Raw genomic sequence first — 24,845 nt, 5'->3', positions numbered from 1 at the left:
AGTCAAGACGAGGGCCGGTCATACTCTCCGCTATCCTCAAACGATTCGATTCTAAGTTGCTGATCACGTCGCCAACCGTAGCGGCATGACCAGGATAGAAGGGGGCACTATGGGCCTGCCGGTCCGGTAGGTCCCTCCGGTCCCACCGGCCCCACCGGTCCGGCAGGTCCCTCCGGTCCCGCAGGTCCGGCAGGTCCGCTAGGTCCCTCCGCACCGGGCGCGCCGGGAGGTCCAGACGCGCCGGTATCGCCGGGCGCTCCAGGTGTCCCGTCCGATCCGGGCAGTCCGACAGGCCCAGCAGGTCCGCCAGGTCCCTCCGCGCCGGGCGCGCCGGGAGGTCCAGACGCGCCGGGCACTCCAGGCGTACCAGCCTCGCCGGGTGCGCCAGGCGCCCCCGGCTGTCCCCAAACATTGGTGGAAGGCGTCGGCAAGTTGCCAACGTCTTTTACGATGTGCGATGGAAGGAAGTCGCCACGATCACGCTGAATCAAGGAACGACCTGGCTTGTCGGCATAATAATCGTTCTGACCATCTGTGACCGCGCACTCGAAATTCTGGTCCGGATCCTTGCAGAAGACTGTCTTCGGGGCGCTTCGATCGCCATTGGTGCCGAAGTGGAATCTCAAACCGGCCATCGCAGAAAAATCGCCGCTTGAGGAGACGTCGCTGTTCGTCAGATCGAAGCTGAAATCACTGTAGATAGAAGTCGCTATCCCGCTTCCGAACTCGGTCAGGTACTCGGCGCCGCCAACAAGTTGCGTTCTACCACCAAAGGCGTCGCGATGACGCAGGCCGCCATTAACCTTGAAGTTATCCGTAGGATAGTACCCGACCCTGCCTTCGGCGAACGGGCTGACGTCCTCTTCAAGTGAGTTCCATTCTATACCGGCAAGTCCCTCAAGCGTGACCCGGCCCAGATAGTACTGGCCTTCAACGCCGAGCTTGCCTTCGACATAACCGTTTTCAAGAACTCCACCATCATCGTAACCACCTCCGCCGTGAAGGTAGCTTCCATACAGACCCAGCGCCCCAACTTTCGGATCACGGCGGAACAGATGCGCGGCGGCACCTGTGAAGTTACTGTTTGGCGTCACGCCACCAATCGCATCGACCTGGAAGCCGTATTTTTCACCGAGCGGGAGCGCCACGGAACCGTCGGTAAAGGCATACGGGTCGTGACCGTTGGTTCCCGCGCCGAATCCGACACGCACATTGGGCGCGGCAACGGCACGAGTGTCGGATTGCGGATTTGACAGGTACATGCGCCTCTCAACCGAGGATAGCGCAGCCATCTCGCGACTCTGGGCCACCGAACCCCTGAGGGTGGCCAATTCTTCTTTAACCTGAGCAGTCTCGGCGTAGGCGGCCTCAAGTTTGCGCGCCATCTGCTTCTGATTTCGCTGCAGGTCCAAAATCATCTGATAGAGTTGTTCGTTGCTTGGCGCCCCGGCTAGCGCGGGGGTAATCGCGACATAGATGGATGCGAACGTTAGAATAGAACAACTGGCAAATAAAATTCTCTTATGCTGCCGCATCCCGCACCCCTTCTGCGCACCGCCGCCCTCGTTATCTACCTCGCCATGCGCACGATACATTCCTGTTCGATTATGCATAGAATGCGAGCCATCTAACGAATGCGGATTTATCCAACCCTTTCCTTGAAGTAATTAATCTCGCGATTATTCACAATCGCAGTAACTGTCATATCCTTACACTTACTGTCAGTCGCTTGAGGATGCTTCTCGAATTCCTTCCCTGTCATCTTCCAAATTGATGAGATCGGCAATCTTCTCTCTGGACAGGGTCGGCACGATCATTCTAATCGGGGAAGGCGAAGCCTGACCCGCGAATTGCGTGCAAGGGGAGAAGCATGTCGGATTTCTTGGCTCTTCGACGCAGCCGGCTCACGATGGTGTCCAGGTGGGCATAGTTGAAGTCATAGATGTCTGCGCCCATGGCTTCGACGAGCGCGCGGCGATCGACGGTCTTGCCACGCTCACTGAACAAGCGTTCCAAAAAATGCCGTTCCGAGGTGGTCAAGCGAAGGCGATGGCCCATGCCGTCGGTAAGCACCCAGCCGCCTTCCTCCAGGGCCCATCGTGGGGCCGGAGACCACGAAGGGGCGCGGCGCCTGTTGAGACGTTCATTGACCGCCATCACCGTGGCAGCAAGCTCCCGAACATCAATGGGTTTGACGAGGTAAGCGTCAGCGCCCGCTTCAAGACCATTGAGCCGGTCGTCGATGGAACTCCGGGCCGTCGCCATGACGATCCCGACCGATTGTAAGGCCCGCAAATGGGTAGCTATGGAAAGGCCGTCTTCGCCCTCCAGGCCAATGTCGAGAATGACGATTTCAGCCGGCTTGGCGGCACAGGCTCGGTAGAGGGCGGCAGCATTGTGGAATCCATGTACGTTCAGGCCCAATCTGGATAGTCCGAAGACCATCTCCTCGCGGAAATCCCTGTCGTCATCGACAAGATAAACAAGGGGGGAGATCACGACATCGCCATGCTTGTAGCCTTCTCCGATCATCTACGGACCCCATGCAGCAATCTGATACCATTCGATTTCATTTATTCGCCGCATTGTCTATATTGTTTGTGTGTCTTGTGCCGCAAACGTTATGGGCGCTTCCGCTGAAACCGACGGACGGCCTCAAGGCTCCGGTTTCACTCAGCGGTCACCTCGCAATCTTTCATGATCCCACCGGCGCGCTCACGTTCAATGATATCGTTTCCAAGCGCTCCAACATCCAGTTCGAACCCATCCCTTCGATGCTCACGCAGGGCTATCAAAAGGGCGCAATCTGGGCCCGGTTCTCCCTGTCTGCCTCCACGGCTCCAAGGCAATGGCTGCTGCAGGTAGAACGGCCCTTGATCGAACACATCACGCTGTATGTCTCTGACGGGGCGGGAGGTTATTCGGTCTTGCCCCCTGACCGACTCAACCTAGGGGATGGAGCAGACGCCGACGCATATCCGGCCGTCTTCCCAATTTCCGTGCCGTCCACCCGAACCGATTATTACATCCGACTCCAATCGTCGACCTCGATCACGACTTCGCTGAACCTTTGGCAGAGTCAAGGCTATGAAGAGTATCGCCGATCCGACGATTGGGTCATGGGCATGGTGGTTGGCGCGATTTTCGTCATGATCTTCACCAATTTTCTGTATGCCGTATGGCTCCGGGATTCTTTATATCTTCTATACATCGCGGTTATCATAGAGTCTGGCCTAATAAGTCTCTTCCACATGGGATACGCATCCGAAATTCTGAGGTCTCTAGAGCCGAAAACCATACACCTCATTTGGGGTATTATCGTTTGCTTATACAGTATAGTGCTGATATTATTTTTATCTAGACTGTTTGATTTTCACCGCCAATTGATCTGGGCGTGGCGCATCTCCCAGGGCGTTGTACTGCTCAATGGCATCGCCTTGGCTTTTGCGATTGTGGGACGCTACGGCGACGTCGGGTTTTTCGTATCGCGACTGCAGCAGCTGTCTCTCATCTTCATTTCGCTGCTGGTGCTCTATCTGCTCATTGTGCGGCGACGGTATCAATATCTGCTGTCGGCGATTGCATTTTTGAGCGTAATCTCTGTCATGCTGGTGATGCAGATGATGTATACTGGGGCCAACCCGTTCCAACTGGATGGCTCTTTGTCCAGATTCTTGGCCGGCGGGACCGTGATTCACCTGGCGTTGCTCAGCGCGGCCGTCGCGAAGAGAACGCGGCTTGCCGAGCGCAGCTTGAGCGAGGAAAAGGACCGCGTCATCGCAGTGTCGCGCTTGGCCGAGCAGGAGCTGACTATCAAGGTGCGCGAAAGGACCGCTGAGCTTGGGGAAAGAAACACCTCGCTCATGGTGGAAGTGGATCGACGTCACCTGCTTGAACTCAAGCTCAGGCAGGCTCTGGACACCGCCAACGATGCTCTGGCTCAGCAGCGGGACTTTGTGGCCTTGGTATCTCATGAGTTTCGCGGCCCGTTGGCCGTCATCTCTGCCGCCGCCGACAATCTGTCATCTTCTGCAGGTGAAAGCGCCGACAATATCAAGTTGCGCACCACAAGGATCCGCCAGACCGTCAAAAGGATGTCATCGCTGATTGAAAACGTCCTAGCCTTCGACCGGCTCAATGGCGGGCACGAAACTCTTCCCAGGATCAAGATGTTCGACCTGAATGAGGTTTTGCGCGCCGCCGAAGCGGGGTTGGATGATGCTGCGGCCGGACGTGTTAGCTTCACTCACGGCGATGAAGTGATTGTGAAAGGTGACCGCAACCTGCTGGAGATTGTGATACAAAATCTGATCCAGAACGCCCTGAAATACTCATCGGTGACCAGCTCTGTGACGATCCGGCTGTCGACTGAGCAGGGCGTGGCGTTTGTACACGTGGCGGATCAGGGCTCTGGCGTAGCGCCCGACGACCACGAGTTCATATTCATGAGGTACTATCGCGCCGCGGGCCAACTGGTAAACGGCTCCGGTTTAGGGCTCTACATTTCACGCGAGATCGCCCGGCAGCATGGCGGCGGTCTCATACTGGCCGCCAGCGACGTCAACGGGTCGACATTCCGCCTCTCACTGCCCGTCGAGCGGAACTGGCCTGCCCCTGAAAAGTGATCCCCCTGACATATGGCCTTTGGGCCGAACCAGGACTGAAGAAAATGGCCGGAAAGAGACACAGTTGCGGCCGCTCATTGTCTACCGTTAACCTCCGGCAAATCTTGCGGATCTGGTAGAGAGGCGGCGATAGAGCCGCTCGAGCCGGGACACTCTGGCCTTCGCGGAGGCCGTAAAGCTTCGGCGATGGGCAGGCCCATTCGGCATCTCCGCACATCGCTTCTGTCCGCAAGCGCAGCCATGCCGCCGTGAATTTACCAGCCGGTTTAGCCCAAATGGGGAAGAGGCCCGGCCCACGATCTCGTAACGGTTGGTTCGCCGAACCCAGTTAGGAGACCACGATGCGCAAAGCCTCTCTCGCCATCGCAGCTTTCTTCAGCCTTGCCACTGTTGCATCGGCATGCGTGTCGATGGACGGCAACGTCGTCGTAAACAACTGCAATTGTCGCGTCATGGGAAATTACAAAGGCTCGGATGGCAGTTGGGGTGGCTTCGGCCCCATCCGCGCGAGCGGCCGTGAGGCAACTCCCAAAAGATGCGATGCCGGCTGGGACATCAGCTTTTGCAACTACGATTCCTGGGTGGCAGGCACATGTCGGCCGAAGGATCCCAGGCAGATGTAAGCTTTCAAGCATGTCACTTCGCGCGCTTGGCTCGTTGCCGACGATGTGGCCGGCATCGAACGCCTGCCACTCTGTCGGCGCACGATAAATCCGTTACTGCTCCTTCTTGAACAGGTCCTGGAAGATCAGCTGGCCCCAAGTGCGGCCGCGTGCGTGCACCAGCGTGCCGCCCTCGTTGAGCTTCCCCAGCTTGACCGGTGCGAACCCGAGTTGTCTGGCCAAGGCCGCCACGGGAGCGATCGCGTCCTCGTCGTCGCTCGATAGAAAGACGACCCGGTGCCCGCCCTCGACGATCGGATCGGCAGCCAGGGTGGCCGCAATCAGGTGATTGAAGCCTTTGACGAGCTTGGCGCCGGTGAACGCCTTCGCGACGAAGGCGGAGGACGGCAGACCGTCCAGCTCTTCGGGGACTGGAAACACGTTCGTCGCGTCGATGATCGTCTTGCCTTCCCAGCTTGGCAGCGCCTTCGCGACATCCGGGTGCGATTCAAAGCGGACAGCCAAAAAGATGATGTCCGCCTTGACGGCGTCCGCCAGTGTTTTCGGGATGATCGTGGGTCCGATCGCGGCCGCGTCGGATGCAAAGCTTTCCGGGTCGCGCGTGGTTGCCACGGACACTTCGAGGCCCTTGCGGGCAAATGCCTTGGCAAGAGCCTGGCCGATCTTGCCGAAGCCGATAATTGCGTAGCTCATGTATACTCTCCTTCAGTTTACCAGGCCCTGCGGGCTCGGGATATCGAATGGAATGAACGGCGGGGCGTAGCGGGTCAGATTTGCGCCAAGCCCCCGTCGACGGCGACCTCGCTGGCAGTCATGAAGCTGCTGTCGGGCGACGCGAGAAACGCAGCCGCCGCCCCGATCTCCGCTGGATCGGCCATACGCTGAAGCGGATTCATCGAGGCGAAGACCTTCAAGCCCTCCTCGCCTATCGCTGCCTTCGCGAGTTCGGTCGCCGTCGGCCCGGGCGACAGCACGTTTACCCGGATGCCGGTGCCTTTCAGGTCTTCCGCCCAGGTCCGCGCGAGGTTGCGCACGGCCGCCTTGCTCGCGCTATAGACGCTGAATGCGGGCGCGCCCGTGGTGCCGGCGCTCGATCCGGTCAGGATAATCGAACCGCCCTCGCCCATCAGCGGCAGCGCCTTCTGGACCGTGAAGATCGTACCCTTCACATTGGTGTTGAAGGTTTCGTCAATGTGCTCGGCGGTGAGCTTGCCGAGCGGAAGCAGGCTTCCCACCCCGGCGTTGGCGAAGATGATGTCGAGGCTTCCGCGCTCGGCCTTCACCGCCGCGTAGAGCCGATCAAGGTCGGCCTCATCCGAGACCGAGCCCTTCACCGCGCGGGCATTGGGCCCGAGCTCGGCCACAGCGGCGTCTAGCGCTTCCTGCCGGCGGCCGAAGATGAAGACGAAGGCGCCCTCCTCGATGAAGCGCTTTGCAGCGGCGAGGCCGATGCCGGTGGCACCACCCGTTATAACCGCAACCTTACCGTCCAGTTTTCCCATGACTTAATCCTTCCAGGCTCTGTCTTTGGTCGTTCGGGGACGCCCCGAGAACCTCTAGATGGGCCCGCCGGGGTCGCGCGGTGAGTGCGGAAGCGCGCACATCGGTGGTGCAGAATCGATCCGCTTTCAGGATTGACGCCAGCCCGCGACGATCCGTGTCCGCCGTTCGGAATAGCGTCGCCCTTGTCGACACAAGCCACGATATCCCGTCCCTACTGCTGTAGGATGTGTTAGATACGGGCTTTGGAAGGCGCACCGCGCGGTGCCGGATTGCACCATGATCGACTGGGATGACGTTCGCTACTTTCTAGCCGTCGCACGCGGAGGCTCGGTGCGGGCTGCCGGCGCGCAGCTCGGGGTGAATCACTCGACCGTGCTGCGACGCATCGCACAGCTTGAGGAACGCCTCGGGGCGCAAATGTTCGAAAAGCTGCCTTCGGGCTACCGCCTGACCGCTGCGGGCGAGGAGGTCCTCGAGCTCGCGAACCAGATGGAAGCGTCGTCGCACCAGCTGGAGACGCGCGTCTTCGGGCGCGACCAGAGCGTACGCGGACTTCTGCGGGTGACGCTGGCACCGCCCCTCGCGACGCACCTGCTCATGCCGGACTTCGCCGATTTCGCGTACGTGCATCCAGACATCGAGATGGAAATCCTGTCGTCCGGCGAACTGGCAAATCTGACCAACCGAGAGGCCGACGTGGCGATCCGCGTCGTCTACGACCGCAAAACCCTGCCGCTCAATCTTCACGGCCTGAAGGGAGCGGAGGTGTTTGGCGGCGTCTACATGTCCCGCGACCGCCTGGCCGCGTGGCGTGCGGGCGCACCTGATCCCATCCGGTGGATCGTCATAAGCGTTCATGGAATTCCAGAGTGGGCCAGCGCGGGTGAGGTTGGCACCACGGGAGTTCCATTCAGGATCACGGACGCCGAGGCGCAGATCGTTGCCGTACGGCAAGGTCTCGGGATCACGACACTGCCGTGCTTCGTCGGAGATGCCGACCCCCTGCTGGTGAGGGTGCCGGGCACCGACCTGCACCTGTACGGAACGCTCTGGCTTCTCACACATGGGGAGACACGCAAGACGAAGCGCGTGCGGCTCTTCACTGAGTTCGTATCCCGCAGGCTCGCCGCCCACGCTCCGCTTCTCGCGGGACTGTCCACATCGCGCGACTGACGCCCGGCGGGTCGCCCGCGACGCTTGCAGTGGATAGGTGCCTGCAAGCGGACAGCGGCATCTATTGCGGTTGCAGATGCTCGGCCATGAAGTCGATGCACGCCTCGGTCTGGGCCTGATCTGTCGACCGGCCGGCCAGAAAACGTTGAACTAATCGGTCCCTGGGGGGGCATGGGCGGTGGAGGAATGGGCGGCGGCGGCACAGGAGGTTTCGGAACGGATGCCTTCTCCGAAGATCCCTCTGCTTCACGGCGCGTGACCAGTCGCTGATCTGACCTCAGGCCGCCTCACCCGACCGGTGCTCGGCAATCGCACTCAGAAAAACCTGGCCGAATTCCTTGAGCTTTGCCGCCCCAACCCCATTCACTTCGGCGAAGGCGTCGAGGTCGTGCGGGCGGCGCTCGGCCATGTCGATCAGCGTGCGATCGGAGAACACCACATAGGCCGGCACCTGGCGCTCCTTGGCGAGCCGCAGGCGCAAGGATTTGAGCGCGGCCAGTAGCCCGGTGTCCACAGCCGACTGCCCGAGATCCTGCCAGGAGCGCATCTTGCCGCGCAAGGCGCGGCTGCGTACCTCGACACGATAATGGAACGGCACCTCGCCACGGCCAAGCGCATGACCCTTTTCGGCGATGGCGAGGCCGCCATGACCGGCCGGATCCGGCATCAGGAACCCGCCGGCGACGAGTTGCCGGATCAGCGACAGCCAGAAATCCTTCTTGTGCGCCAGACCACTGCCGAAACTCGTGAGCCTCTGGTGGTTCCTGGCAAGCACCTTCTCGGTTTCATGGCCGAGCAGGATGTCGATGATATGGCCGGCACCGAAACGCTCACCGCTCTGGGCGATCGCCGTCAGGATGATCCGACCCTCGGCTCCGCCATCGGCGCGCGGTGCCTGGTCGAGGCAGGTGTCGCAATTGCCGCAAGGCTGCGCTTCCTCGCCGAAATAGCCGAGCAGCACCTGGCGGCGGCACTGCGCCGTCTCGCAATAGCCGATCAGCGTGTCGAGCCGGCCATGCGAGCGCCTCTTGTGCTCGGGCGGCGCATCCTCGTCGTCGATGAACATCCTGCGCATGCGGATATCGCCCAGGCCGAACAGCATATGCGCCTCGGCGTCCCGCCCATCGCGGCCGGCGCGGCCTATCTCCTGGTAGTAGGCCTCCAGGCTGCCCGGCATGTCGGTGTGGAAGACATAGGCGACGTCAGGCTTGTCGATGCCCATGCCGAAGGCGATGGTCGCCACCATGACGACGCCGGACAAGGTCATGAAGCTGTTCTGGTTGGCGTCACGCGCCTCCTTGCTCATGCCGGCATGATAGGCGAGCGCGGTGACACCGTTCTTCTCGAGGAAGGCCGCCATCTCCTCCGTCTTCTTGCGCGACAGGCAATAGACGATGCCGCTGCGGCCGGGATGGCGCTCGACGAAGCGCAGCAATTGCCGCTTGCTGTCCTGCTTGGCCTCAATGGCAAGCTTGATGTTCGGCCTGTCGAAGCCCAGCACCAGGGTCTCGACGCGCTCGGCAAACAGCCGGGATTCGATGTCGGTGCGCGTGCCTTCGTCCGCCGTTGCCGTCAGCGCGATGATCGGCACGCTGGGAAAGATGCCGCGCAGACGCGACAGGTCCTCGTATTCGCGCCGGAACGCCGGCCCCCATTGCGAGATACAATGCGCCTCGTCGACGGCGATCAGGCTGATATCGAGCCTGGCCAGCGCCTCGAGCATCCGTTCGGTCATCAACCGCTCCGGCGCGAGATAGAGCAGGCGCGTCTGGCCCGAGGCGACGCGACGCCATGCGGCAATATTGGCATCGCGGTCGATCGAGGAATTGATCGTATCGGCGGCCACGCCGGCAAGCCGCAAGGCGGCGACCTGATCCTGCATCAGCGCCACCAGCGGCGAAACGACAATGGTGAGCCCGCCCAGGACAAGCGCCGGCACCTGGTAGCAGAGCGATTTGCCGGCACCAGTCGGCATGACAGCCAGCACATGACGCCCGGCCAGCAACGCGTCCATGACATCGGCCTGCCCGGGGCGAAAATCATCGAAGCCGAACACGTCCTTCAGCACGCGCCGCTTGGGATCCAGCTCTTCTGTCGCGAGGGCCGCCGGTGCCTGCATCACCGCGCGTCCACGGTCGGCGTGCTTATTGGCATGTCATAGCCGAACTCGGCGCAGAAACGCTGGACGCGGGCGAGAAATGCCGGGGGCAGGCCGCCGAGATAGGTCCTGAATTCTTCATTCCGTTCCCATTTTCTCAACGAAGCCACCCGGATCGGATTGTCCGGGTCCTCGCTGAAACGAATGCGCGGTGTCAGTCCGAATGACTGCGCGATTCTGTCCTGCTGCGCATCGGGCGCGCCGATCATGTCTTCGTAGCGGACGAAAAGGATCTGCCGGTGCGGTTGTGCCTTCTTCAGCCGGATCAGCGCGTCGTATTCGGTCAGCCAGCGTTGCGGCGTGACGTGGAACCGACGCTGGTTGCGTGTTTGCGGATGCGAACTTGTCAGCGTGTCGAATGGATGGCGCGCGCAATAGATCAAGCCGATGGAGGTCGGTAGCTTCGCCAGATGCGCAAAACCGCGCGCATCGCGCTTGACGACGAGGTTCGATTCCGGCCGGTCCAACATGTCCAGCATTGCGTATCGCGCTTCGGGCGGATGGACGAAAATGTCCTCGAAACACCTCATCAGCCGCTGTGTCAGCGTCGTCCCGCTGCGTGCGCAGCCCGAAATGAAAATTCTGTTGGCGGGCGTCGCGCGTGCATATGTGCGTCTTTGCATGCGCTGTCTCAGAGACAGCGGCACGAACCGCAGAAACTCCCGCACAACCCTTCGCGCAGCCGCTCCAAACGCAGCCTCAAGCCTGTGAGCGCCCTTCATCCGCAATTCCGCTGGGCCGCGCGGCGCGGAACGCGCCGCTTGGGGTCCATGGCCAAGATGCTCGTCGCCGACATCAGCATCAGGCGGACACCGGGCTGGAATTTCGTAGACTGGAGAGGATGTGGAAACCGGTCAAGACGACTCTCTGGCGTGACGCTTTGGAGTAGCGCAGCCGTCATCCAACCACAACGCCCCCTTTGCAGGAACCTGTCGTTGATGCGGCCATCGGCGCCTGCCAGCCGGATGCCGTGCACATCCGAAAGCGGCTTCCCCTAGGACACCTGCACCCCCGCTGGATTCCGCCACGCACCACGATGTAAGCTCCGTCCGGCAAGCCAGGGAGGGCGTGATGCTGCAGACCAGACAGAATGTTCTCGGCGAGCGGTTCCACCTGCAGCGCGCCGCCTTCGAGGCGCAGCCTTTCCCCAACTTTGACGTTCGCAAGGATCGCCTCAAACGCCTGCTCGCGCTGACCGAGCGGCATGGAGCCGACATCTGCACCGCCATCGACACCGACTTTGGCGGCCGTTCCGCGCATGAGACGCGTCTTGCGGAACTGTTCGTCGTACGTGCCGGCATCCGCCACGCGCTGTCGCACCTCAGGGGCTGGATGCGCGAACGCCGCGTTGCCACCACCATGCCGTTCCTGCCCGGCAGAAATCGCCTCATCCCGCAGCCGCTCGGTGTCATCGGCATCGTGTCGCCCTGGAATTATCCTTTCCAGCTCGCCGTCGCGCCGGTGACCGCCGCCCTTGCCGCCGGCAACCGCGTGCTCATAAAACCTTCCGAATTGACGCCGGCTTTTTCGGCGTTGCTGGCCAAACTCGTTGCCGAGCATTTCGCACCCGATGAGCTCAGCGTCATCAGCGGCGACGCGGAGATGGGAAAGGCCTTCGTATCGATGCCTTTCGATCATTTGCTGTTCACCGGCTCGACCGCGGTCGGACGCCAGGTCGCGATCGCCGCGGCCGCCAACCTGACCCCGGTCACGCTCGAACTCGGCGGCAAGTCGCCGGCAATCTTCGATCCGTCATGCGACCTCGACGCGGCAGTATCCAGCATTGCCTACGGCAAGCTGTTGAATGCCGGGCAGACCTGTATCGCGCCGGATTATCTTCTGGTGCCGAAGGGGCAAGCAGGCACGGTCGCTGCCAGGCTCGCAACGGCGATCGCGAAGCTCTACCCGACCCTGCGCGACAACCCCGATTATACCGCCATCATCAGCGATCGGCACCACCGGCGCCTGCGCGACATGGTCACTGAAGCGCGTGACGCCGGCGCCGACGTCACCGAAATCAACCCGGCCGGCGAGGAACTTGACGCCAACAGCCGGAAGTTGCTGCCGACCCTGGTCCGCAATGCCGGCGCAAACCTGCGGCTGATGCGCGAAGAGATCTTTGGGCCGGTGCTGCCCATCGTAGAATACACCGGGATCGACGAGGCGATCGCCCATGTGAACGGGGCCGACCGCCCGCTGGCACTCTACTGGTTCGGCCGCGACAGCGGCAACCGTCAACGCATCCTGCACGAGACAATTGCCGGCGGCGTCACCGTCAACGACTGCATGCTGCATCTGGTACAGGAAAACCAGCCCTTCGGCGGCGTCGGCGCCAGCGGCATGGGCGCCTATCACGGCGAATGGGGATTTCGCACCTTCAGCAAGGAGAAACCGGTTTTCATGCAGTCGCGGCTGAGCGCGGGAAGCCTGCTGCGCCCGCCCTACGGCAAGACGTTCGAACGGCTTTTCAGCCTCCTGCGTCACATCACCTGACCGACCGAGCTACGCAGCCCCGGTGCATTAAGACTATCTTCACCACGGTGCGGCAGGGTCCTCATCCTGCGGTGATGTCTTGAGTACCGCGGCGCCACAAGCGCCCAGGCAACAGACCCGCGCCTCTTTCTGGGGTGCGGGTCATTCCCGCTCGATCTCTTACCCCTCGTTAGAGCAATTCCAGGAAAAGTGTGAAGCGGTTTTCCGTCTAGAATTGCGTCAAAACAAAGAGTTAGAGCAGCTCGCCGTTTCCGTGAAACGGTGAAATGCTCTAGCCGAGGAAATCGGCCCGGTGCGGCGCAAAGCTGTCGACCAGCCGCCCCGCTTCGAGCGCCTTGACCCCGTGCACCAGGCCCGACGGCACGATGAAACTCCCGCCCGTCCCAACGATCTCGCTCCGGCCGTCGATGGTCACCTCGAAGCGGCCCTCGGCGACATAGCTTGCCTGGACGTGCGGGTGCGAATGCAGGGCGCCGACGCCACCCTTGTCGAAGCCGAATTCGACCAGCATCAACTCGTCAGTGTGCAGGAGAATGCGGCGCCTGTTGCCGTCCGGTGTCGCCGTCCAGGCGCCCTCGCCGGCATGCGCGAAGATCTTTGCGGTCATCGTCGTCTCCTCAGCGCAATTCCAGGAAAAGTGTGAAACGGTTTCCGTTCGGAATTGCGTCAAAACCTAGCGTGCCAGCCAGCCACCATCCACCGGCACCACCGCGCCATGCATGTAGTTGGACGCCGGCGCCAGCAGGAAGACGGCGGCATCGCCAATGTCGCCCGCCTCGCCCCAGCGACCGGCCGGGATGCGCGCCAGGATGGCGGCGCTGCGGTCGGGATCGGCGCGCAGCGCCTGCGTGTTGTTGGTTTCGATATAGCCTGGCGCGATAGCGTTGACGTTGATGCCTTTTTGCGCCCATTCGCAGGCAAGCAGCCGGGTGATGCCCAGCACGCCATGCTTCGAGGCGGTGTAGGACGCCACGCGAATGCCGCCCTGAAAGCTCAGCACCGAGGCAATGTTGACGATCTTGCCTTTCCGCTCAGCGGCCAAGGCACGCCTGGCAAAGCTTTGGCAGAGCAAAAAAACCGCCTTCAGATTGACATCCATGACGTCGTCCCAATCGGCCTCGCTGAGATCGACGGCATCGGCGCGCCGGATGATGCCGGCATTGTTGACCAGCCCGTCGAGCGGGCCGCTTTCGTCCCAGACGCGGTCGAGCAAGGGGCCGGCGGCTGACGTGTCGGCAAGATCGGCGCTCACCGCCTCGAATTGCCCGCCCATCGTTGCGATTTTTCTTGCCGTATCGTCCATCGACGAGCGGCCGACGCCGATCACCGTGCCGCCGGCGCGTGCGATCGATACGGCGATGCCCTGGCCGATGCCGGTGTTGGCGCCGGTGACCAGGATACGTTTTCCGGCAAGGCTGAAGGGGTCGCTCACCGCAGATCGCCCAACGCCACCGGGTCGACATCGGTGTAGTCGACATTGTCGCCGGCCATCGCCCAGATGAACGCATAATTGGAAGTGCCGGCGCCGGAGTGGATCGACCAGCCCGGCGACAGCACGGCCTCTTCGTTGCCCATGACGATATGGCGCGTTTCGTCCGGCTCGCCCATGAAGTGGAAGACGCGCGCCGTCTCGGCCAGGTCGAAATAGAGATAGGCCTCCATGCGCCGGTCATGCACATGGCAAGGCATGGTGTTCCAGATAGAGCCCGGCGCCAGCTGGGTCATACCGACCACCAGCTGGCAGGTCTTTGCGCCATCGGCATGGATGAACTGGAAGATCGAACGCTCGTTGCAGGCATCCTTGCTGCCAAGATCGAGGCGCTTTGCATCGCCGATGCGGATCAGCCGGCTGGGATGAGCCAGATGCGCCGGCGCGCTGAGCAGATAGAACTTCGCCGGCGCCCCCTCGTCCGCTGAGGCGAAGGACACATCCTGTGTGCCCATGCCGAGATAGAGCATGTCGCGCGCCTGCAATTCGAAGGACTGGCCGCCGGTCGTGATGACGCCCACGCCACCGATGTTGACGGCGATCAACTCGCGCCGGTCGAGGAAACCTTTGGTGCCGGTCGGCTTGATCGCCTCCAGTTGGAGCGGCGAGCCTATCGGCACGGCGCCGCCGACGATCATGCGGTCGTAGTGGGTGTAGGTCAGGCTGATGCGGCCGGACTGGAACAGGCCGTCAATGTGGAAATTGTGACGGAGTTCATCGGTTCCCATCGCCGCGGCGGCAACCGGGTCTATGGCAAAGCGGGATGTGTAATCGGTATGGCTCTGGCTCATTTTCGTCCTGACTTGAAATGGGTCATTCGCCGGCGGCGGCCCTGACCGAACTGGCATAGAAAGCCTGACGCGCATGCAGGCGCTCGCGGTAGCGCTGCTGGCTGGCTGTGAGGTGCGCGCGCATTGCCTCGCGCGCCGCTTCGGCATCGCCCGATGTGATCGCATTGAGGATCACCAGATGTTCGCGCTGCAGCCCGCGCTGGTAGCTGTCGGATTGCGCCAGTTCGGTCGACCAGGGCGAGGTCACGTCGCACGGAATGGCGCGCCGGCCGAGCACGTCGAGCATCTCGACATAGAACGGGTTGTTGGTCGCGCTGGCGATGGCGCGGTGGAAGGCGAGGTCGGCCGGGCCGGTCGGCTCGCTGGCAAGCAGCAGCCGCTCGAATTCGAAGAAGGCTTCCTGGATCGCCGCCTCCTGCGCGGCGTTGCGGCGAATAGCGGCGATCCCGGCCGACTCGATCTCGATTGCCAGGCGTACCTCGAGCACGTTGAGCGCGATCGAATCCTTGGCTCCCATGTCGGCGGCAAGCGCTCCGAACATCGTCGAGATATGCTCGGTGACGAAGACGCCGGCGCCTTGACGCGACTCGACCAGGCCGTCGGCGGCAAGCTTGGCCAGCGCCTCGCGGATGACGGTGCGGCTGACGCCGAAGGTCTCGGTCAGCTGGCCCTCGGTTGGCAATTTGTGGCCAGGCAGGATTTCGCCCGCCTGCAGCTGCTTGCGGATCGCCGCAACGACGGTCTCCGACAGCTTGGGTTTTCTCTCGACCCTGAGATCGGCGGATGCAGCGGACACGTAATGGTCTCCTAAAGCAATTCCAGGAAAAATGTGAAACGGTTTCCGTCCGGAATTGCGTCAAAACAAAGGGTTAGAGCAGTTCGCCGTTCCCGTGAACTGCTCTAGTGGAACAGGTGCGGCAACCACAACGAAATTTCCGGCACGTAGGTGACAAGCATCAACACAGCGAAAGCCGCCCCATAGAATGGCCAGATCGAACGCATCGCCGTCCAGATCGGGATCCGGCCGATCGCACAGCTGACGAACAGCACTGCCCCCACCGGCGGTGTGCACAAGCCGATGCCGAGATTGAGAATGAGGATCACGCCGAAATGCACCGGATCGACGCCGTAGGCCATGACCACCGGCAGGAAGATCGGCGTGGTGATGATGATCAGCGGCGACATGTCCATGAACGTGCCGAGGATGAGAAGCACGACGTTGATCAACAGCAGGATGACCAGCTTGTTGTCGGATACCGACTGCAGGAAGGCGACCAGAGCGGCCGGCACCCGGAGATAGGCCAGCAGCCAGCCAAAGGCGGCGGCGCAGCCGATGATCATCAGCACCATTGCGGTTGTGCGCACGGCAGCGGTGGTCGCGGTGACGAAGTCGTTCCAGCTCATGGAGCGATAGATCAGCAGGGTCACCAGGAAAGCATAGACGATGGCGATGCAGGAGCTTTCGGTGGCGGTGAAGACGCCGGAGCGAACGCCGCCGAAGATGATGCCGATCAGGATCAGCCCGGGAATTGCGGCAACGAGCAATTGCAGCGCCCTGCCGAAGCCGGCGAACGGCTCGGTCGGATAGGCGCGGCGGCTGGCGACCCAATAGGCCGTGACCATCAGAGATAGCGCCAGCAGCAGGCCCGGTATGATGCCGGCGGTGAACAGATCGGCGATCGAGATCCGGCCGCCGGCCGAAATCGAATAAATGATCATGTTGTGCGAAGGCGGTATCAGCAGCGCAATGATGGCGCCGACCGAAGTGATGTTGACAGCATAATCGACGCCGTAGCCGCGCGCCTTCATCTGCGGGATCATCAGCCCGCCGACCGCCGAGGCATCGGCCACCGCCGAGCCGGAAATGCCGCCGAACATGGTCGAGGCGGCGATGTTGACCTGGCCGAGCCCGCCTCTCAGGTGGCCGACCAACGCCCCGGCGAGCGCAACAAGGCGAGCGGCAATGCCGCCGCGCACCATCAGGTCACCGGCGAAGATGAAGAACGGGATGGCCATCAGCGAAAACACGCTGACACCGGAGTTGAGGCGCTGGAACACCACCAGCGGCGGCAGCCCCAGCACCAGAACCGTGGCGAAGCTGGCGACACCGAGGCAGAAGGCGATCGGTGTGCCGATGATCAGAAGAAAGACGAAGGTGCCGAACAGAACCGTCAATGCCATCTAAAGACCCTCCTCGCCCGTGGCGTACTGATCGGCATCGACCGGCAGTCCGGCAAACCGCCCGGCAAGCCGCTCGAGCGAAAACAGGCAGACAAGCGCGCCGCCCAGGATGACCGGCAGGAAACTGACGCCGCCCGGGAAAGCGAGAGACGGCATCACCGTGTTCCATGTCAGCCGGGTGAGCTGGGCGCCGTAGACGATCATGCCGAGACCGAAGGCGAGCACGACGACATCCGAAATGCTGCGCAGTACCGCCTTTGCGGCGGGCGGCAGGAAATAGAGCAGCACATCGAAGCCCAGATGCGTGCGTTCGCGGACACCGACGGCCGCGCCCAAAAAGATGAACCACCCCATCAAAATCACCGAGAAGGGTTCCGTCCAGCTTGGCGAACTGTTGAGCACATAGCGTGAGAACACCTGCCAGAAGATGATCACCGTCATCAGCGTCAGGCCGATGCCGCTGACCCACAGCGCAAGCCTCGCCAGCCGTGACAGCAGCCGTTCTATTGCCAGCCAGAATGGTTTCATATGCGCGCTTCCCCCTGGACGGTGGCGCGCAAGCTCGCGCCACCATTGCCGCGAACGGATTATTTGGTCGCCTGGATGCGCGCGGCGAGATCTTTCAACTCGGGGGTCGAGAGATATTTCTCGTAGACGGGCTTCATCGCATCGATCAGCGGCTGCTTGTCGATCTCACTGACCTTGACGCCGGCTTTCTCGACGATGTCGCGGGACTTCTTCTCCTGCGCGTCCCACAATTCACGCATCTTGACGACGCTGTCCTTGGCCGCCTGCCGCACGATCGCCTGGTCTTCCGGGGCGAGCTTGTCCCAGCTCGCCTTCGACATCACCAGAACCTCGGGCACGATCTGGTGCTGGTCGAGCGTGTAATGCTTGGCGACCTCGAAATGCTTGGCGGATTCGAAGCTCGGCCAGTTGTTCTCGGCGCCGTCGATGACGCCTGTCTGCAAAGCCGAATAGACCTCGCCATAGGCCATCGGCGTGGCGTTGGCGCCCAACGCATTGACCATGTCGACGAACACGTCGGATTGGATGACGCGGAACTTCATGCCCTTCATGTCGGCCATCGAGGTGATGTCCTTCTTGGTGTTGTAGAAGGAGCGTGCCCCGGAATCGTAGAAGGCGAGACCGACAAGGTCGTGAGTCTCAAAAGCTTTCAGGATCTCGTCCCCGATCGGCCCGTCCATGACATGGCGCATATGCTCGACCGAGCGGAACATGTAGGGCAGCGACGGCACCGCGGTCTGTGGAACGATGCCGTTGAACGGCCCCATGGAGACGCGGTTGAGATCGATGACGCCGGTCTGCGTCTGCTCGATCGTGTCCTTCTCCTCGCCGAGCTGCGCCGAATGATAGACCTCGACCGAATAGCGGCCATTGGTGCGCTGCTTGATCAGCTCGCCCATATATTTGACCGCTTCGACGGTTGGATAGCCGTCGGGATGGGTATCGGACGACCGCAGCACGGTTTCGGCGTTGGCGATGCCGACCAGCAACGAGCCGAAAACGAATGTTACTGCCGTCAATTTCGAAAGATGCAACATGACTTCCTCCCTATGAAACCAAAACGCCCGGCTCAGAGCCGGTAGGCCTTTTTCGCAAGTGTATAGGCAAGCTCGCGCGCCAGCTCATGCGCCTCGTCCTCGCGCAGCCGATGCTCGGCGACGAGACGCGCCAGGAACGCGCAGTCGACCCGCCGCGCCACATCGTGGCGCGCCGGGATCGAGGGAAAGGCACGGGTGTCATCGTTGAAGCCGACGGTGTTGTAGAAGCCGGCGGTCTCGGTGGTCATCTCGCGGAAGCGCCGCATGCCTTCCGGGCTGTCGTGGAACCACCAGGCCGGCCCGAGCTTCAGCGCCGGGTAGACACCGGCAAGTGGCGCCAGTTCGCGCGCATAGCTTGTTTCGTCGAGCGTGAAGAGAACGATTGTGAGGTCGCGCTCAAGTCCGACGCAGTCGAGCAGTGGCTTCAGCGCCGTGACATAGTCGGTCCGGGTCGGGATATCGAAACCCTTGTCGCGGCCGAATTTTTGGAAAACAGCCGACGAATGATTGCGCCAGGAGCCGGGATGGATCTGCAGCACCAGCCCGTCGTCGAGGCTCATCTTGGCCATCTCGGTCAGCATCTGGGCGCGGAACAGTTTCCGTTCGCGCTCGTCGTCGGAGCCACGGCGAACGCGATTGAACAGCTCCTGCGCTGCAGCATCCGAAAGATTGGCGGTCTCGGCCGTCGGATGGCCATGGTCGGACGAGGTCGCGCCGAAGCTTTTGAAGAAGGCGCGCCGCTGGCGATGCGCATCGAGATAGCCTGCCCAATTGCCGGTGTCGCAGCCGGTGATCTCGCCGAGCCGGTCGAGATTGGTTGAAAACCCCTCGAAGTCGGGATCGACGACGGCATCCGGCCGATAAGCGGTGACCACACGGCCCTGCCAGCCGCTGTCGCGGATCATCTGGTGCCATTTGAGATCGTCGAGCGCGCCTTCCGTGGTCGCGATGACCTCGATGTTGAAGCGCTCGAACAGGGCGCGCGGGCGGAAATTCTCCCACTGCAGCAGCGTCGCGATGGTGTCGTAGTGGCGGTCGGCGGTCGCTGCGGTCAGCGGCTCGTCGATGCCGAACAGATCGGCAAGCACATGATCGAACCACAGCCGGGTCGGTGTGCCCCGAAACAGATAATAGTGCTCGGCAAAACGACGCCAGATCGTCCGGCCGTCTGTCTCGACAGGCGCGCCGTCCAGCGTCGCCACGCCGAGATCCTCAAGGCGGACGCCTTGGCTGAACAGCATGCGGAAGATGTAGTGGTCCGGGACGATGAGCAGTTGCGCCGGATCCGGGAACGGCTCGTTCAGCGCATACCAACGCGGATCGGTGTGGCCATGCGGGCTGACCAGGGGCAGGTCCTTGATCCCGGCATAGAGATCGCGGGCAACCGAGCGCGAATGCGCCTCGGCGGGAAACAGCAAATCCGCATCGGTCAGTGGCACGGCAATCCTCCCAGGGCCGCTATCGGTAGGGGCGGCAAGAAATAATGTCAACATACAAAAATTAGATTGTTGTATGATGACTTTTCGGCCCATTGTGTGGCGGGAAATCGAATGTTACGCCGCTTTGCCGATCCCTGCCGAGGCCACTCATGTCATCCGACCAGACCAGTCGCACCACGACCACCGAACGCCTTTCCACGAAGACGGTGCGCGCACTGCCGGCTTCGATCGCGACGCCTTCGTACGACCGCAGCCGCATCGTCCCGGGCATCGTGCATCTTGGCGTCGGCGCCTTCCATCGCGCCCACCAGGCCGCCTATGTCGACGATTGCCTGGCGGCCGGCGAGACGGATTGGAGCATAACAGGCGTTTCGCTGCGCAGCGCCGACACGCGCGACGCACTCACGCCGCAGGATGGGCTCTACACGCTGGCGATCAGAAGCAGTGGAACCGAAAAACTTCAGGTCATCGGCTCGATTACCGCGATGCTGGTGGCGCCGGAGGATCCGAGCGCGGTGCTGGCCGCGCTGACCGATCCGCGCACCCGCATCGTCACGCTTACGATCACCGAAAAGGCCTATCTGAGGGCGGCTGGCGGCGGATTGGACGCTGCTCATCCCGATATCGCCCATGATCTGGCCAATCCGCAGATGCCGAAGACAGCGCATGGTTTCCTGACCGAGGCGCTTGCCCGGCGACGCGCCGCCGGCACGCCGCCCTTTACCGTGCTCTGTTGCGACAATCTGCCGGCCAACGGCGCCACGCTGCATCGGCTGCTGACCGAATTCGCCGAATTGCGCGATGCCAAGCATGGCGTGAAGAGCGACGTTAGAATCGCCGATCACATCGCCCATCAGGTCGCCTTTCCTTCAAGCATGGTCGACCGCATCGTGCCGGCAACCACCGATGCCGATCGGGCGCGGATCGCTGAAGAACTCGGTGCCGAGGACGCTTGGCCTGTCATGACCGAGCCGTTCTGCCAATGGGTGGTCGAAGACAATTTCCCAGCGGGCCGCCCGGACTGGGAACAGTTCGGCGTCACCATGGTTCGCGACGTCGGCCCGTTCGAGGACATGAAGCTCAGGCTGCTCAACGGCTCGCATTCGGCCATCGCCTATCTTGGCCTGCTCAGCGGTCATGCCACCGTCGACCGCGCCTTCGCCGACCCGGCGATCCGGCAATTCGTCGATGCATTGTGGGCCGAAGCCATCCCGACCCTGCCCGAGGATGCCGGGCTCGACACGAGCGCTTATACCGCGGAGCTCGCTGAGCGTTTTGCCAACACTGCACTTGCCCACCGTACGGCGCAGATCGCCAATGACGGCAGCCAGAAATTGCCGCAGCGCATCGTCGCTTCCGCCATCGAATGTCTAGAAGCCGGTACCGAGCTGGTCCATCTCACGTTGGTGGTGGCTGCCTGGATCGCTGCTTGCGCCGCACGAGGAAAAACCTTGCCGGAGGGCCATTTCACGGATCCGCTCGACGCGGCGTTGACGGCACTTTTGGGCGAGCAACTGCCGGCGAACGAAACCGTGACCGCGGTGTTCGACCTCGCCGGCTTCGCCAGGGACCATGCCGAGCGCCAGACCTTGATCGAGCTCGTGGCCGTGCATCTCGTCCACCTGCGACGAGACGGCCCGACATTGGCTTTCGCAGCCTTGGGCATTTAAACAAAAAAGCGAGGCAAGGCCCCGCTTTTTACTCTTTCATCGAACCGAATTTCAAGCCGGCAGGATGGCGCCTTCCAGCGTGGTGAGCTGGCTAAGGAACTGTTCCGCCTTGCTGCGAGCCTCGTCGTCCTTGGCATCAGTGGCGTCTTCTTTGGCTTCCTGGATGCGGCGCGCGAGATCGGCGCGGTCGACATCCTTCACCGCGACAGCCGATTCCGCCAGCAGCGTGCAGCCGGCCGGAACGATGTCGGCGAAGCCGCCGAACACCACATAGCGTTCTTCGCCGCCCGCTGCGGTCTTTACGGTGACGACACCCGGCTTGATCGTCGTCATGACCGGCGCGTGATGCGCCATCACGGTCATCTCGCCTTCGGCTCCCGGAATGACGACGGATTCAACCTGCTCGGAAACAAGCAGGCGCTCCGGCGAGACCAGTTCGAACTTGAAAGCTTCAGCCATGATCAATTTAGCGAATAGCGAATAGCGAGCAGCGAGTAGTCAGAAGAAGAATTCGCCGGCCCATATTCCCTATTCGCTACTCCCTATTCGCTATTCGCTTGATTACGCCGCTTCAGCCGCGAGGCGCTGTGCTTTCTCGACCGCTTCCTCGATGCCGCCGACCATGTAGAAGGCAGCTTCCGGAAGGTGATCGTAGTCGCCGTTGCAGAGGCCCTTGAAGCCCTTGATGGTGTCGGCGAGGTCGACCAGCTTGCCCGGGGCGCCGGTGAACACTTCGGCGACGAAGAAGGGCTGCGACAGGAAGCGCTCGATCTTGCGGGCGCGGGCCACGGTCTGCTTATCTTCTTCCGACAGCTCGTCCATGCCCAGGATGGCGATGATGTCCTGCAGCGACTTGTAGCGCTGGAGGATCGACTGCACCTGGCGGGCGACGCCATAATGCTCGTCGCCGACGACCAGCGGGTCGAGCATGCGCGAGGTCGAATCCAGCGGATCGACGGCCGGATAGATGCCCTTTTCGGCGATGGCGCGGTTGAGCGTCGTCGTCGCGTCAAGGTGGGCGAACGAGGTCGCCGGCGCCGGATCGGTCAAGTCGTCGGCGGGCACGTAAATGGCCTGCACGGAGGTGATCGAGCCCTTGGTGGTGGTGGTGATGCGTTCCTGCAGCGCGCCCATGTCGGTGGCGAGCGTCGGCTGATAGCCCACGGCCGAAGGAATACGGCCGAGCAGAGCCGACACTTCCGAGCCAGCCTGCGTGAAGCGGAAGATGTTGTCGACGAAGAACAACACGTCCTGGCCCTGGTCGCGGAAATACTCCGCAACCGTCAGGCCAGTCAGGCCGACGCGGGCGCGCGCGCCCGGCGGCTCGTTCATCTGGCCGTAGACGAGCGCGGCCTTGGAGCCTTCGCCGCCGCCCTTCTTGTTGACGCCGGATTCGATGAACTCGTGATAGAGATCGTTGCCTTCGCGGGTGCGCTCGCCGACGCCGGCGAACACCGAATAGCCGCCATGCGCCTTGGCGATGTTGTTGATCAGTTCCTGGATCAGCACGGTCTTGCCGACGCCGGCGCCGCCGAACAGGCCGATCTTGCCGCCCTTGGCGTAGGGAGCCAAGAGGTCGAGCACCTTGATGCCGGTGATCAGGATCTGTGCTTCCGTCGACTGCTCGACATAGGTCGGAGCCGGCTGGTGGATGGAGCGCATTTCGATCGCGTCGACCGGGCCTTCTTCGTCGACCGGCTCGCCGATGACGTTGATGATGCGGCCGAGCATGCCCGGGCCGACCGGCACGGTGATCGGCGCGCCGGTGTCACGCACTTCCTGGCCGCGAACCAGACCTTCGGTCGAGTCCATGGCGATGCAGCGCACGGTGTTTTCACCCAGGTGCTGGGCGACTTCGAGCACCAGACGGTTGCCGACATTGGTCGTCTCGAGCGCGTTCAGGATCGCCGGCAGGTGATCGCCGAACTGCACGTCGACGACGGCGCCGATGACCTGGCGGACCTTGCCGACAACGCCGGTTGCCTTGCTGGCCACTGCCGATGTCTTGGCAGCTGCGGTCTTCGCCGGTGCTGCTGCCTTGGCCGGGGCCGCCTTCGCGGCTGCTGCTGGAGCCTTTGCCGCCTTCGCGGGGGCTGCTGCCTTCGCGGCTGCGGCCTTGGGGGCTGCCTTCTGGGGGGTCGCTGCTTTCGCCATCGTCTTTACCCTTTTCGTCCTTTGTTTCTCACGCGGTCCGGTCGCGGGCAAAAAACCCGCGGACCGCGCCTAGAGCGCCTCGGCGCCCGAAATGATTTCGATCAGTTCCTTGGTGATCTGCGCCTGCCGCTGGCGGTTATAGGTGATCGACAGTTTGTTGATCATCTCGCCGGCGTTGCGCGTCGCATTGTCCATGGCGCTCATCTTGGCGCCCATCTCGCCGGCCGCGTTTTCGAGCAGTGCCCGGAAAAGCTGCACCGAGATGTTGCGCGGAATGAGATCGGATAGGATTTCGCCCGGCTCCGGTTCGTATTCATAGACAGCGTTGCCGCCATCCGTCACTTCCGCCTGAGCCGAAGCAACGCCCGCCGGAATGATCTGCTGCGCGGTCGGGATTTGGCTGATCACCGACTTGAACTGCGAATAGAACAGCGTGCAGATGTCGAAGCCGCCCTCGTTGAAGAGATGGATGACCCTCTTGGCGATGGCATCGGCATTGACGAAACCGAGTGTCTTGACCTCGCGCAGATCGACGCGATCGATGATCAGCGACGCGTAGTCGCGGCGCAGGATGTCGAAACCCTTCTTGCCGACGCAGATGATCTTGACCTGCTTGCCGTCGGCCAAAAGCTTGCGGATGTGGTCGCGGGCAAGACGGGCGATCTGCGAATTGAAGCCGCCGCACAGGCCGCGCTCGGCGGTGCAGACGACGAGCAGATGCACATCATCCTTGCCGGTGCCGGTCATCAGCGCCGGGGCATCGCCACCGCCGCCGATCGCCTGGGTGATGTTCGCCAGCACGGAACCCATGCGCTCCGAATAGGGGCGCGCCGCTTCCGCAGCCTCTTGCGCACGGCGCAGCTTCGCCGCAGCGACCATCTGCATCGCCTTGGTGATCTTCTGCGTCGCCTTGACCGAGGCGATACGGTTACGAAGGTCTTTTAATGAAGGCATGCTTCAAACCTGATCCCGTCTTGTCGC

General features: G+C 62.2%; 21 protein-coding genes. 4 read left to right on the top strand and 17 right to left on the bottom strand.

Going from position 1 to position 24,845, the window contains the following annotated elements; genetic code table 11:
• Positions 1-107: 107 nt before the first annotated feature.
• Complete coding sequence (locus tag EN990_RS35790) at positions 108-1,613, bottom strand: collagen-like protein (protein ID WP_206519185.1); 1,506 nt, start codon at positions 1,611-1,613, stop codon at positions 108-110.
• Between the two features lie 205 nt (positions 1,614-1,818).
• A complete protein-coding gene (locus EN990_RS13845; RefSeq protein ID WP_127368707.1) occupies positions 1,819-2,532 on the bottom strand; it encodes a response regulator transcription factor in 714 nt (237 codons plus the stop codon).
• Between the two features lie 11 nt (positions 2,533-2,543).
• Between EN990_RS13845 and EN990_RS13840 the strand changes: the two genes are divergently transcribed.
• Complete coding sequence (locus EN990_RS13840) at positions 2,544-4,625, top strand: sensor histidine kinase (RefSeq protein WP_013529056.1); 2,082 nt, start codon at positions 2,544-2,546, stop codon at positions 4,623-4,625.
• 716 nt (positions 4,626-5,341) lie between these two features.
• Here the strand turns inward: EN990_RS13840 and EN990_RS13830 are convergent.
• Together EN990_RS13830 and EN990_RS13825 are read right to left on the bottom strand one after the other, a co-directional pair.
• Entirely contained in the window at positions 5,342-5,941 is a 600-nt protein-coding gene (locus EN990_RS13830) for an NADPH-dependent F420 reductase (RefSeq protein WP_013529054.1), read from the bottom strand.
• Between the two features lie 74 nt (positions 5,942-6,015).
• Entirely contained in the window at positions 6,016-6,750 is a 735-nt protein-coding gene (locus tag EN990_RS13825) for an SDR family oxidoreductase (RefSeq protein WP_024504244.1), read from the bottom strand.
• A 277-nt stretch (positions 6,751-7,027) separates the two neighbouring features.
• Here EN990_RS13825 and EN990_RS13820 point away from each other — a divergent pair, with 277 nt between their 5' ends.
• Complete coding sequence (locus tag EN990_RS13820; protein ID WP_127368810.1) at positions 7,028-7,924, top strand: LysR family transcriptional regulator; 897 nt, start codon at positions 7,028-7,030, stop codon at positions 7,922-7,924.
• Positions 7,925-8,201: 277 nt separating this feature from the next.
• Here EN990_RS13820 and recQ read toward each other — a convergent pair whose 3' ends face one another.
• The gene (recQ, locus tag EN990_RS13815) at positions 8,202-10,043 is read right to left on the bottom strand and encodes a DNA helicase RecQ (protein ID WP_127368811.1); all 1,842 of its coding nucleotides are present in this window, start codon (positions 10,041-10,043) and stop codon (positions 8,202-8,204) included.
• Complete coding sequence (locus EN990_RS13810; protein ID WP_244514242.1) at positions 10,043-10,705, bottom strand: sulfotransferase; 663 nt, start codon at positions 10,703-10,705, stop codon at positions 10,043-10,045. The genes recQ and EN990_RS13810 overlap by 1 nt, the downstream gene beginning before the upstream one ends.
• 448 nt (positions 10,706-11,153) lie before the next feature.
• Between EN990_RS13810 and EN990_RS13805 the strand changes: the two genes are divergently transcribed.
• Positions 11,154-12,575, top strand: a complete 1,422-nt coding sequence (locus EN990_RS13805; protein ID WP_127368812.1) for a coniferyl aldehyde dehydrogenase — start codon at positions 11,154-11,156, stop codon at positions 12,573-12,575.
• 271 nt (positions 12,576-12,846) lie between these two features.
• Here EN990_RS13805 and EN990_RS13800 read toward each other — a convergent pair whose 3' ends face one another.
• The 8 genes from EN990_RS13800 to uxaC all read right to left on the bottom strand — a co-directional run bounded on the left by EN990_RS13800 (position 12,847) and on the right by uxaC (position 20,094).
• The gene (locus EN990_RS13800) at positions 12,847-13,182 is read right to left on the bottom strand and encodes a cupin domain-containing protein (protein WP_063169447.1); all 336 of its coding nucleotides are present in this window, start codon (positions 13,180-13,182) and stop codon (positions 12,847-12,849) included.
• Positions 13,183-13,248: 66 nt separating this feature from the next.
• The gene (kduD, locus tag EN990_RS13795) at positions 13,249-14,007 is read right to left on the bottom strand and encodes a 2-dehydro-3-deoxy-D-gluconate 5-dehydrogenase KduD (RefSeq protein WP_127368813.1); all 759 of its coding nucleotides are present in this window, start codon (positions 14,005-14,007) and stop codon (positions 13,249-13,251) included.
• Positions 14,004-14,855 (bottom strand): 5-dehydro-4-deoxy-D-glucuronate isomerase, encoded by an 852-nt coding sequence (gene kduI, locus EN990_RS13790; protein WP_013529046.1) that lies wholly within the window; start codon positions 14,853-14,855, stop codon positions 14,004-14,006. The genes kduD and kduI overlap by 4 nt, the downstream gene beginning before the upstream one ends.
• Positions 14,856-14,877: 22 nt before the next feature.
• Positions 14,878-15,651, bottom strand: coding sequence for a FadR/GntR family transcriptional regulator (locus tag EN990_RS13785; protein WP_024504234.1), 774 nt, complete (start codon positions 15,649-15,651; stop codon positions 14,878-14,880).
• Between the two features lie 104 nt (positions 15,652-15,755).
• A complete protein-coding gene (locus EN990_RS13780) occupies positions 15,756-17,036 on the bottom strand; it encodes a TRAP transporter large permease (protein ID WP_013529044.1) in 1,281 nt (426 codons plus the stop codon).
• Positions 17,037-17,564 (bottom strand): TRAP transporter small permease, encoded by a 528-nt coding sequence (locus tag EN990_RS13775; RefSeq protein ID WP_013529043.1) that lies wholly within the window; start codon positions 17,562-17,564, stop codon positions 17,037-17,039.
• Positions 17,565-17,623: 59 nt separating this feature from the next.
• Positions 17,624-18,601, bottom strand: coding sequence for a TRAP transporter substrate-binding protein (locus EN990_RS13770; RefSeq protein ID WP_024504231.1), 978 nt, complete (start codon positions 18,599-18,601; stop codon positions 17,624-17,626).
• Between the two features lie 32 nt (positions 18,602-18,633).
• Complete coding sequence (uxaC, locus tag EN990_RS13765) at positions 18,634-20,094, bottom strand: glucuronate isomerase (RefSeq protein ID WP_164753770.1); 1,461 nt, start codon at positions 20,092-20,094, stop codon at positions 18,634-18,636.
• A gap of 95 nt (positions 20,095-20,189) precedes the next feature.
• On the opposite strand from uxaC, the gene EN990_RS13760 reads away from it, so the two are divergent.
• Positions 20,190-21,710 (top strand): mannitol dehydrogenase family protein, encoded by a 1,521-nt coding sequence (locus tag EN990_RS13760; RefSeq protein ID WP_127369162.1) that lies wholly within the window; start codon positions 20,190-20,192, stop codon positions 21,708-21,710.
• A 51-nt stretch (positions 21,711-21,761) separates the two neighbouring features.
• Here the strand turns inward: EN990_RS13760 and EN990_RS13755 are convergent, their stop codons facing one another.
• From EN990_RS13755 to EN990_RS13745, 3 genes are all read right to left on the bottom strand, one after another.
• Positions 21,762-22,169 carry a F0F1 ATP synthase subunit epsilon gene (locus EN990_RS13755; protein WP_013529039.1) on the bottom strand — a complete coding sequence of 136 codons (408 nt, stop codon included), beginning with the start codon at positions 22,167-22,169 and terminating at the stop codon, positions 21,762-21,764.
• Positions 22,170-22,271: 102 nt separating this feature from the next.
• Positions 22,272-23,864: a F0F1 ATP synthase subunit beta gene (gene atpD / locus EN990_RS13750; RefSeq protein ID WP_024504228.1), complete on the bottom strand. Its 1,593-nt coding sequence runs from the start codon at positions 23,862-23,864 to the stop codon at positions 22,272-22,274.
• A gap of 69 nt (positions 23,865-23,933) precedes the next feature.
• The gene (locus EN990_RS13745; RefSeq protein ID WP_127368106.1) at positions 23,934-24,818 is read right to left on the bottom strand and encodes a F0F1 ATP synthase subunit gamma; all 885 of its coding nucleotides are present in this window, start codon (positions 24,816-24,818) and stop codon (positions 23,934-23,936) included.
• Positions 24,819-24,845 lie beyond the last annotated feature (27 nt).

The organism is Mesorhizobium sp. M7A.F.Ca.US.005.03.1.1, from assembly GCF_003997975.1.
In the GTDB taxonomy this organism is placed as follows: Bacteria; Pseudomonadota; Alphaproteobacteria; order Rhizobiales; family Rhizobiaceae; genus Mesorhizobium; species Mesorhizobium ciceri.
The sequence above is the reverse complement of the archived record's forward strand: the minus strand, read 5'-3'. Positions and strand labels throughout refer to the sequence as shown.

What these genes read in the sequence shown, in the direction of transcription:
- EN990_RS35790 (WP_206519185.1), bottom strand. Translation starts at nt 1,613, where the DNA reads ATGCATAATCGAACAGGAATGTATCGTGCGCATGGCGAGGTAGATAAC.
- EN990_RS13845 (WP_127368707.1), bottom strand. Translation starts at nt 2,532, where the DNA reads ATGATCGGAGAAGGCTACAAGCATGGCGATGTCGTGATCTCCCCCCTT.
- EN990_RS13840 (WP_013529056.1), top strand. Translation starts at nt 2,544, where the DNA reads ATGCAGCAATCTGATACCATTCGATTTCATTTATTCGCCGCATTGTCT.
- EN990_RS13830 (WP_013529054.1), bottom strand. Translation starts at nt 5,941, where the DNA reads ATGAGCTACGCAATTATCGGCTTCGGCAAGATCGGCCAGGCTCTTGCC.
- EN990_RS13825 (WP_024504244.1), bottom strand. Translation starts at nt 6,750, where the DNA reads ATGGGAAAACTGGACGGTAAGGTTGCGGTTATAACGGGTGGTGCCACC.
- EN990_RS13820 (WP_127368810.1), top strand. Translation starts at nt 7,028, where the DNA reads ATGATCGACTGGGATGACGTTCGCTACTTTCTAGCCGTCGCACGCGGA.
- recQ (WP_127368811.1), bottom strand. Translation starts at nt 10,043, where the DNA reads ATGCAGGCACCGGCGGCCCTCGCGACAGAAGAGCTGGATCCCAAGCGG.
- EN990_RS13810 (WP_244514242.1), bottom strand. Translation starts at nt 10,705, where the DNA reads ATGCAAAGACGCACATATGCACGCGCGACGCCCGCCAACAGAATTTTC.
- EN990_RS13805 (WP_127368812.1), top strand. Translation starts at nt 11,154, where the DNA reads ATGCTGCAGACCAGACAGAATGTTCTCGGCGAGCGGTTCCACCTGCAG.
- EN990_RS13800 (WP_063169447.1), bottom strand. Translation starts at nt 13,182, where the DNA reads ATGACCGCAAAGATCTTCGCGCATGCCGGCGAGGGCGCCTGGACGGCG.
- kduI (WP_013529046.1), bottom strand. Translation starts at nt 14,855, where the DNA reads ATGAGCCAGAGCCATACCGATTACACATCCCGCTTTGCCATAGACCCG.
- EN990_RS13780 (WP_013529044.1), bottom strand. Translation starts at nt 17,036, where the DNA reads ATGGCATTGACGGTTCTGTTCGGCACCTTCGTCTTTCTTCTGATCATC.
- EN990_RS13775 (WP_013529043.1), bottom strand. Translation starts at nt 17,564, where the DNA reads ATGAAACCATTCTGGCTGGCAATAGAACGGCTGCTGTCACGGCTGGCG.
- EN990_RS13770 (WP_024504231.1), bottom strand. Translation starts at nt 18,601, where the DNA reads ATGTTGCATCTTTCGAAATTGACGGCAGTAACATTCGTTTTCGGCTCG.
- uxaC (WP_164753770.1), bottom strand. Translation starts at nt 20,094, where the DNA reads ATGTTGACATTATTTCTTGCCGCCCCTACCGATAGCGGCCCTGGGAGG.
- EN990_RS13760 (WP_127369162.1), top strand. Translation starts at nt 20,190, where the DNA reads ATGTCATCCGACCAGACCAGTCGCACCACGACCACCGAACGCCTTTCC.
- EN990_RS13755 (WP_013529039.1), bottom strand. Translation starts at nt 22,169, where the DNA reads ATGGCTGAAGCTTTCAAGTTCGAACTGGTCTCGCCGGAGCGCCTGCTT.
- atpD (WP_024504228.1), bottom strand. Translation starts at nt 23,864, where the DNA reads ATGGCGAAAGCAGCGACCCCCCAGAAGGCAGCCCCCAAGGCCGCAGCC.
- EN990_RS13745 (WP_127368106.1), bottom strand. Translation starts at nt 24,818, where the DNA reads ATGCCTTCATTAAAAGACCTTCGTAACCGTATCGCCTCGGTCAAGGCG.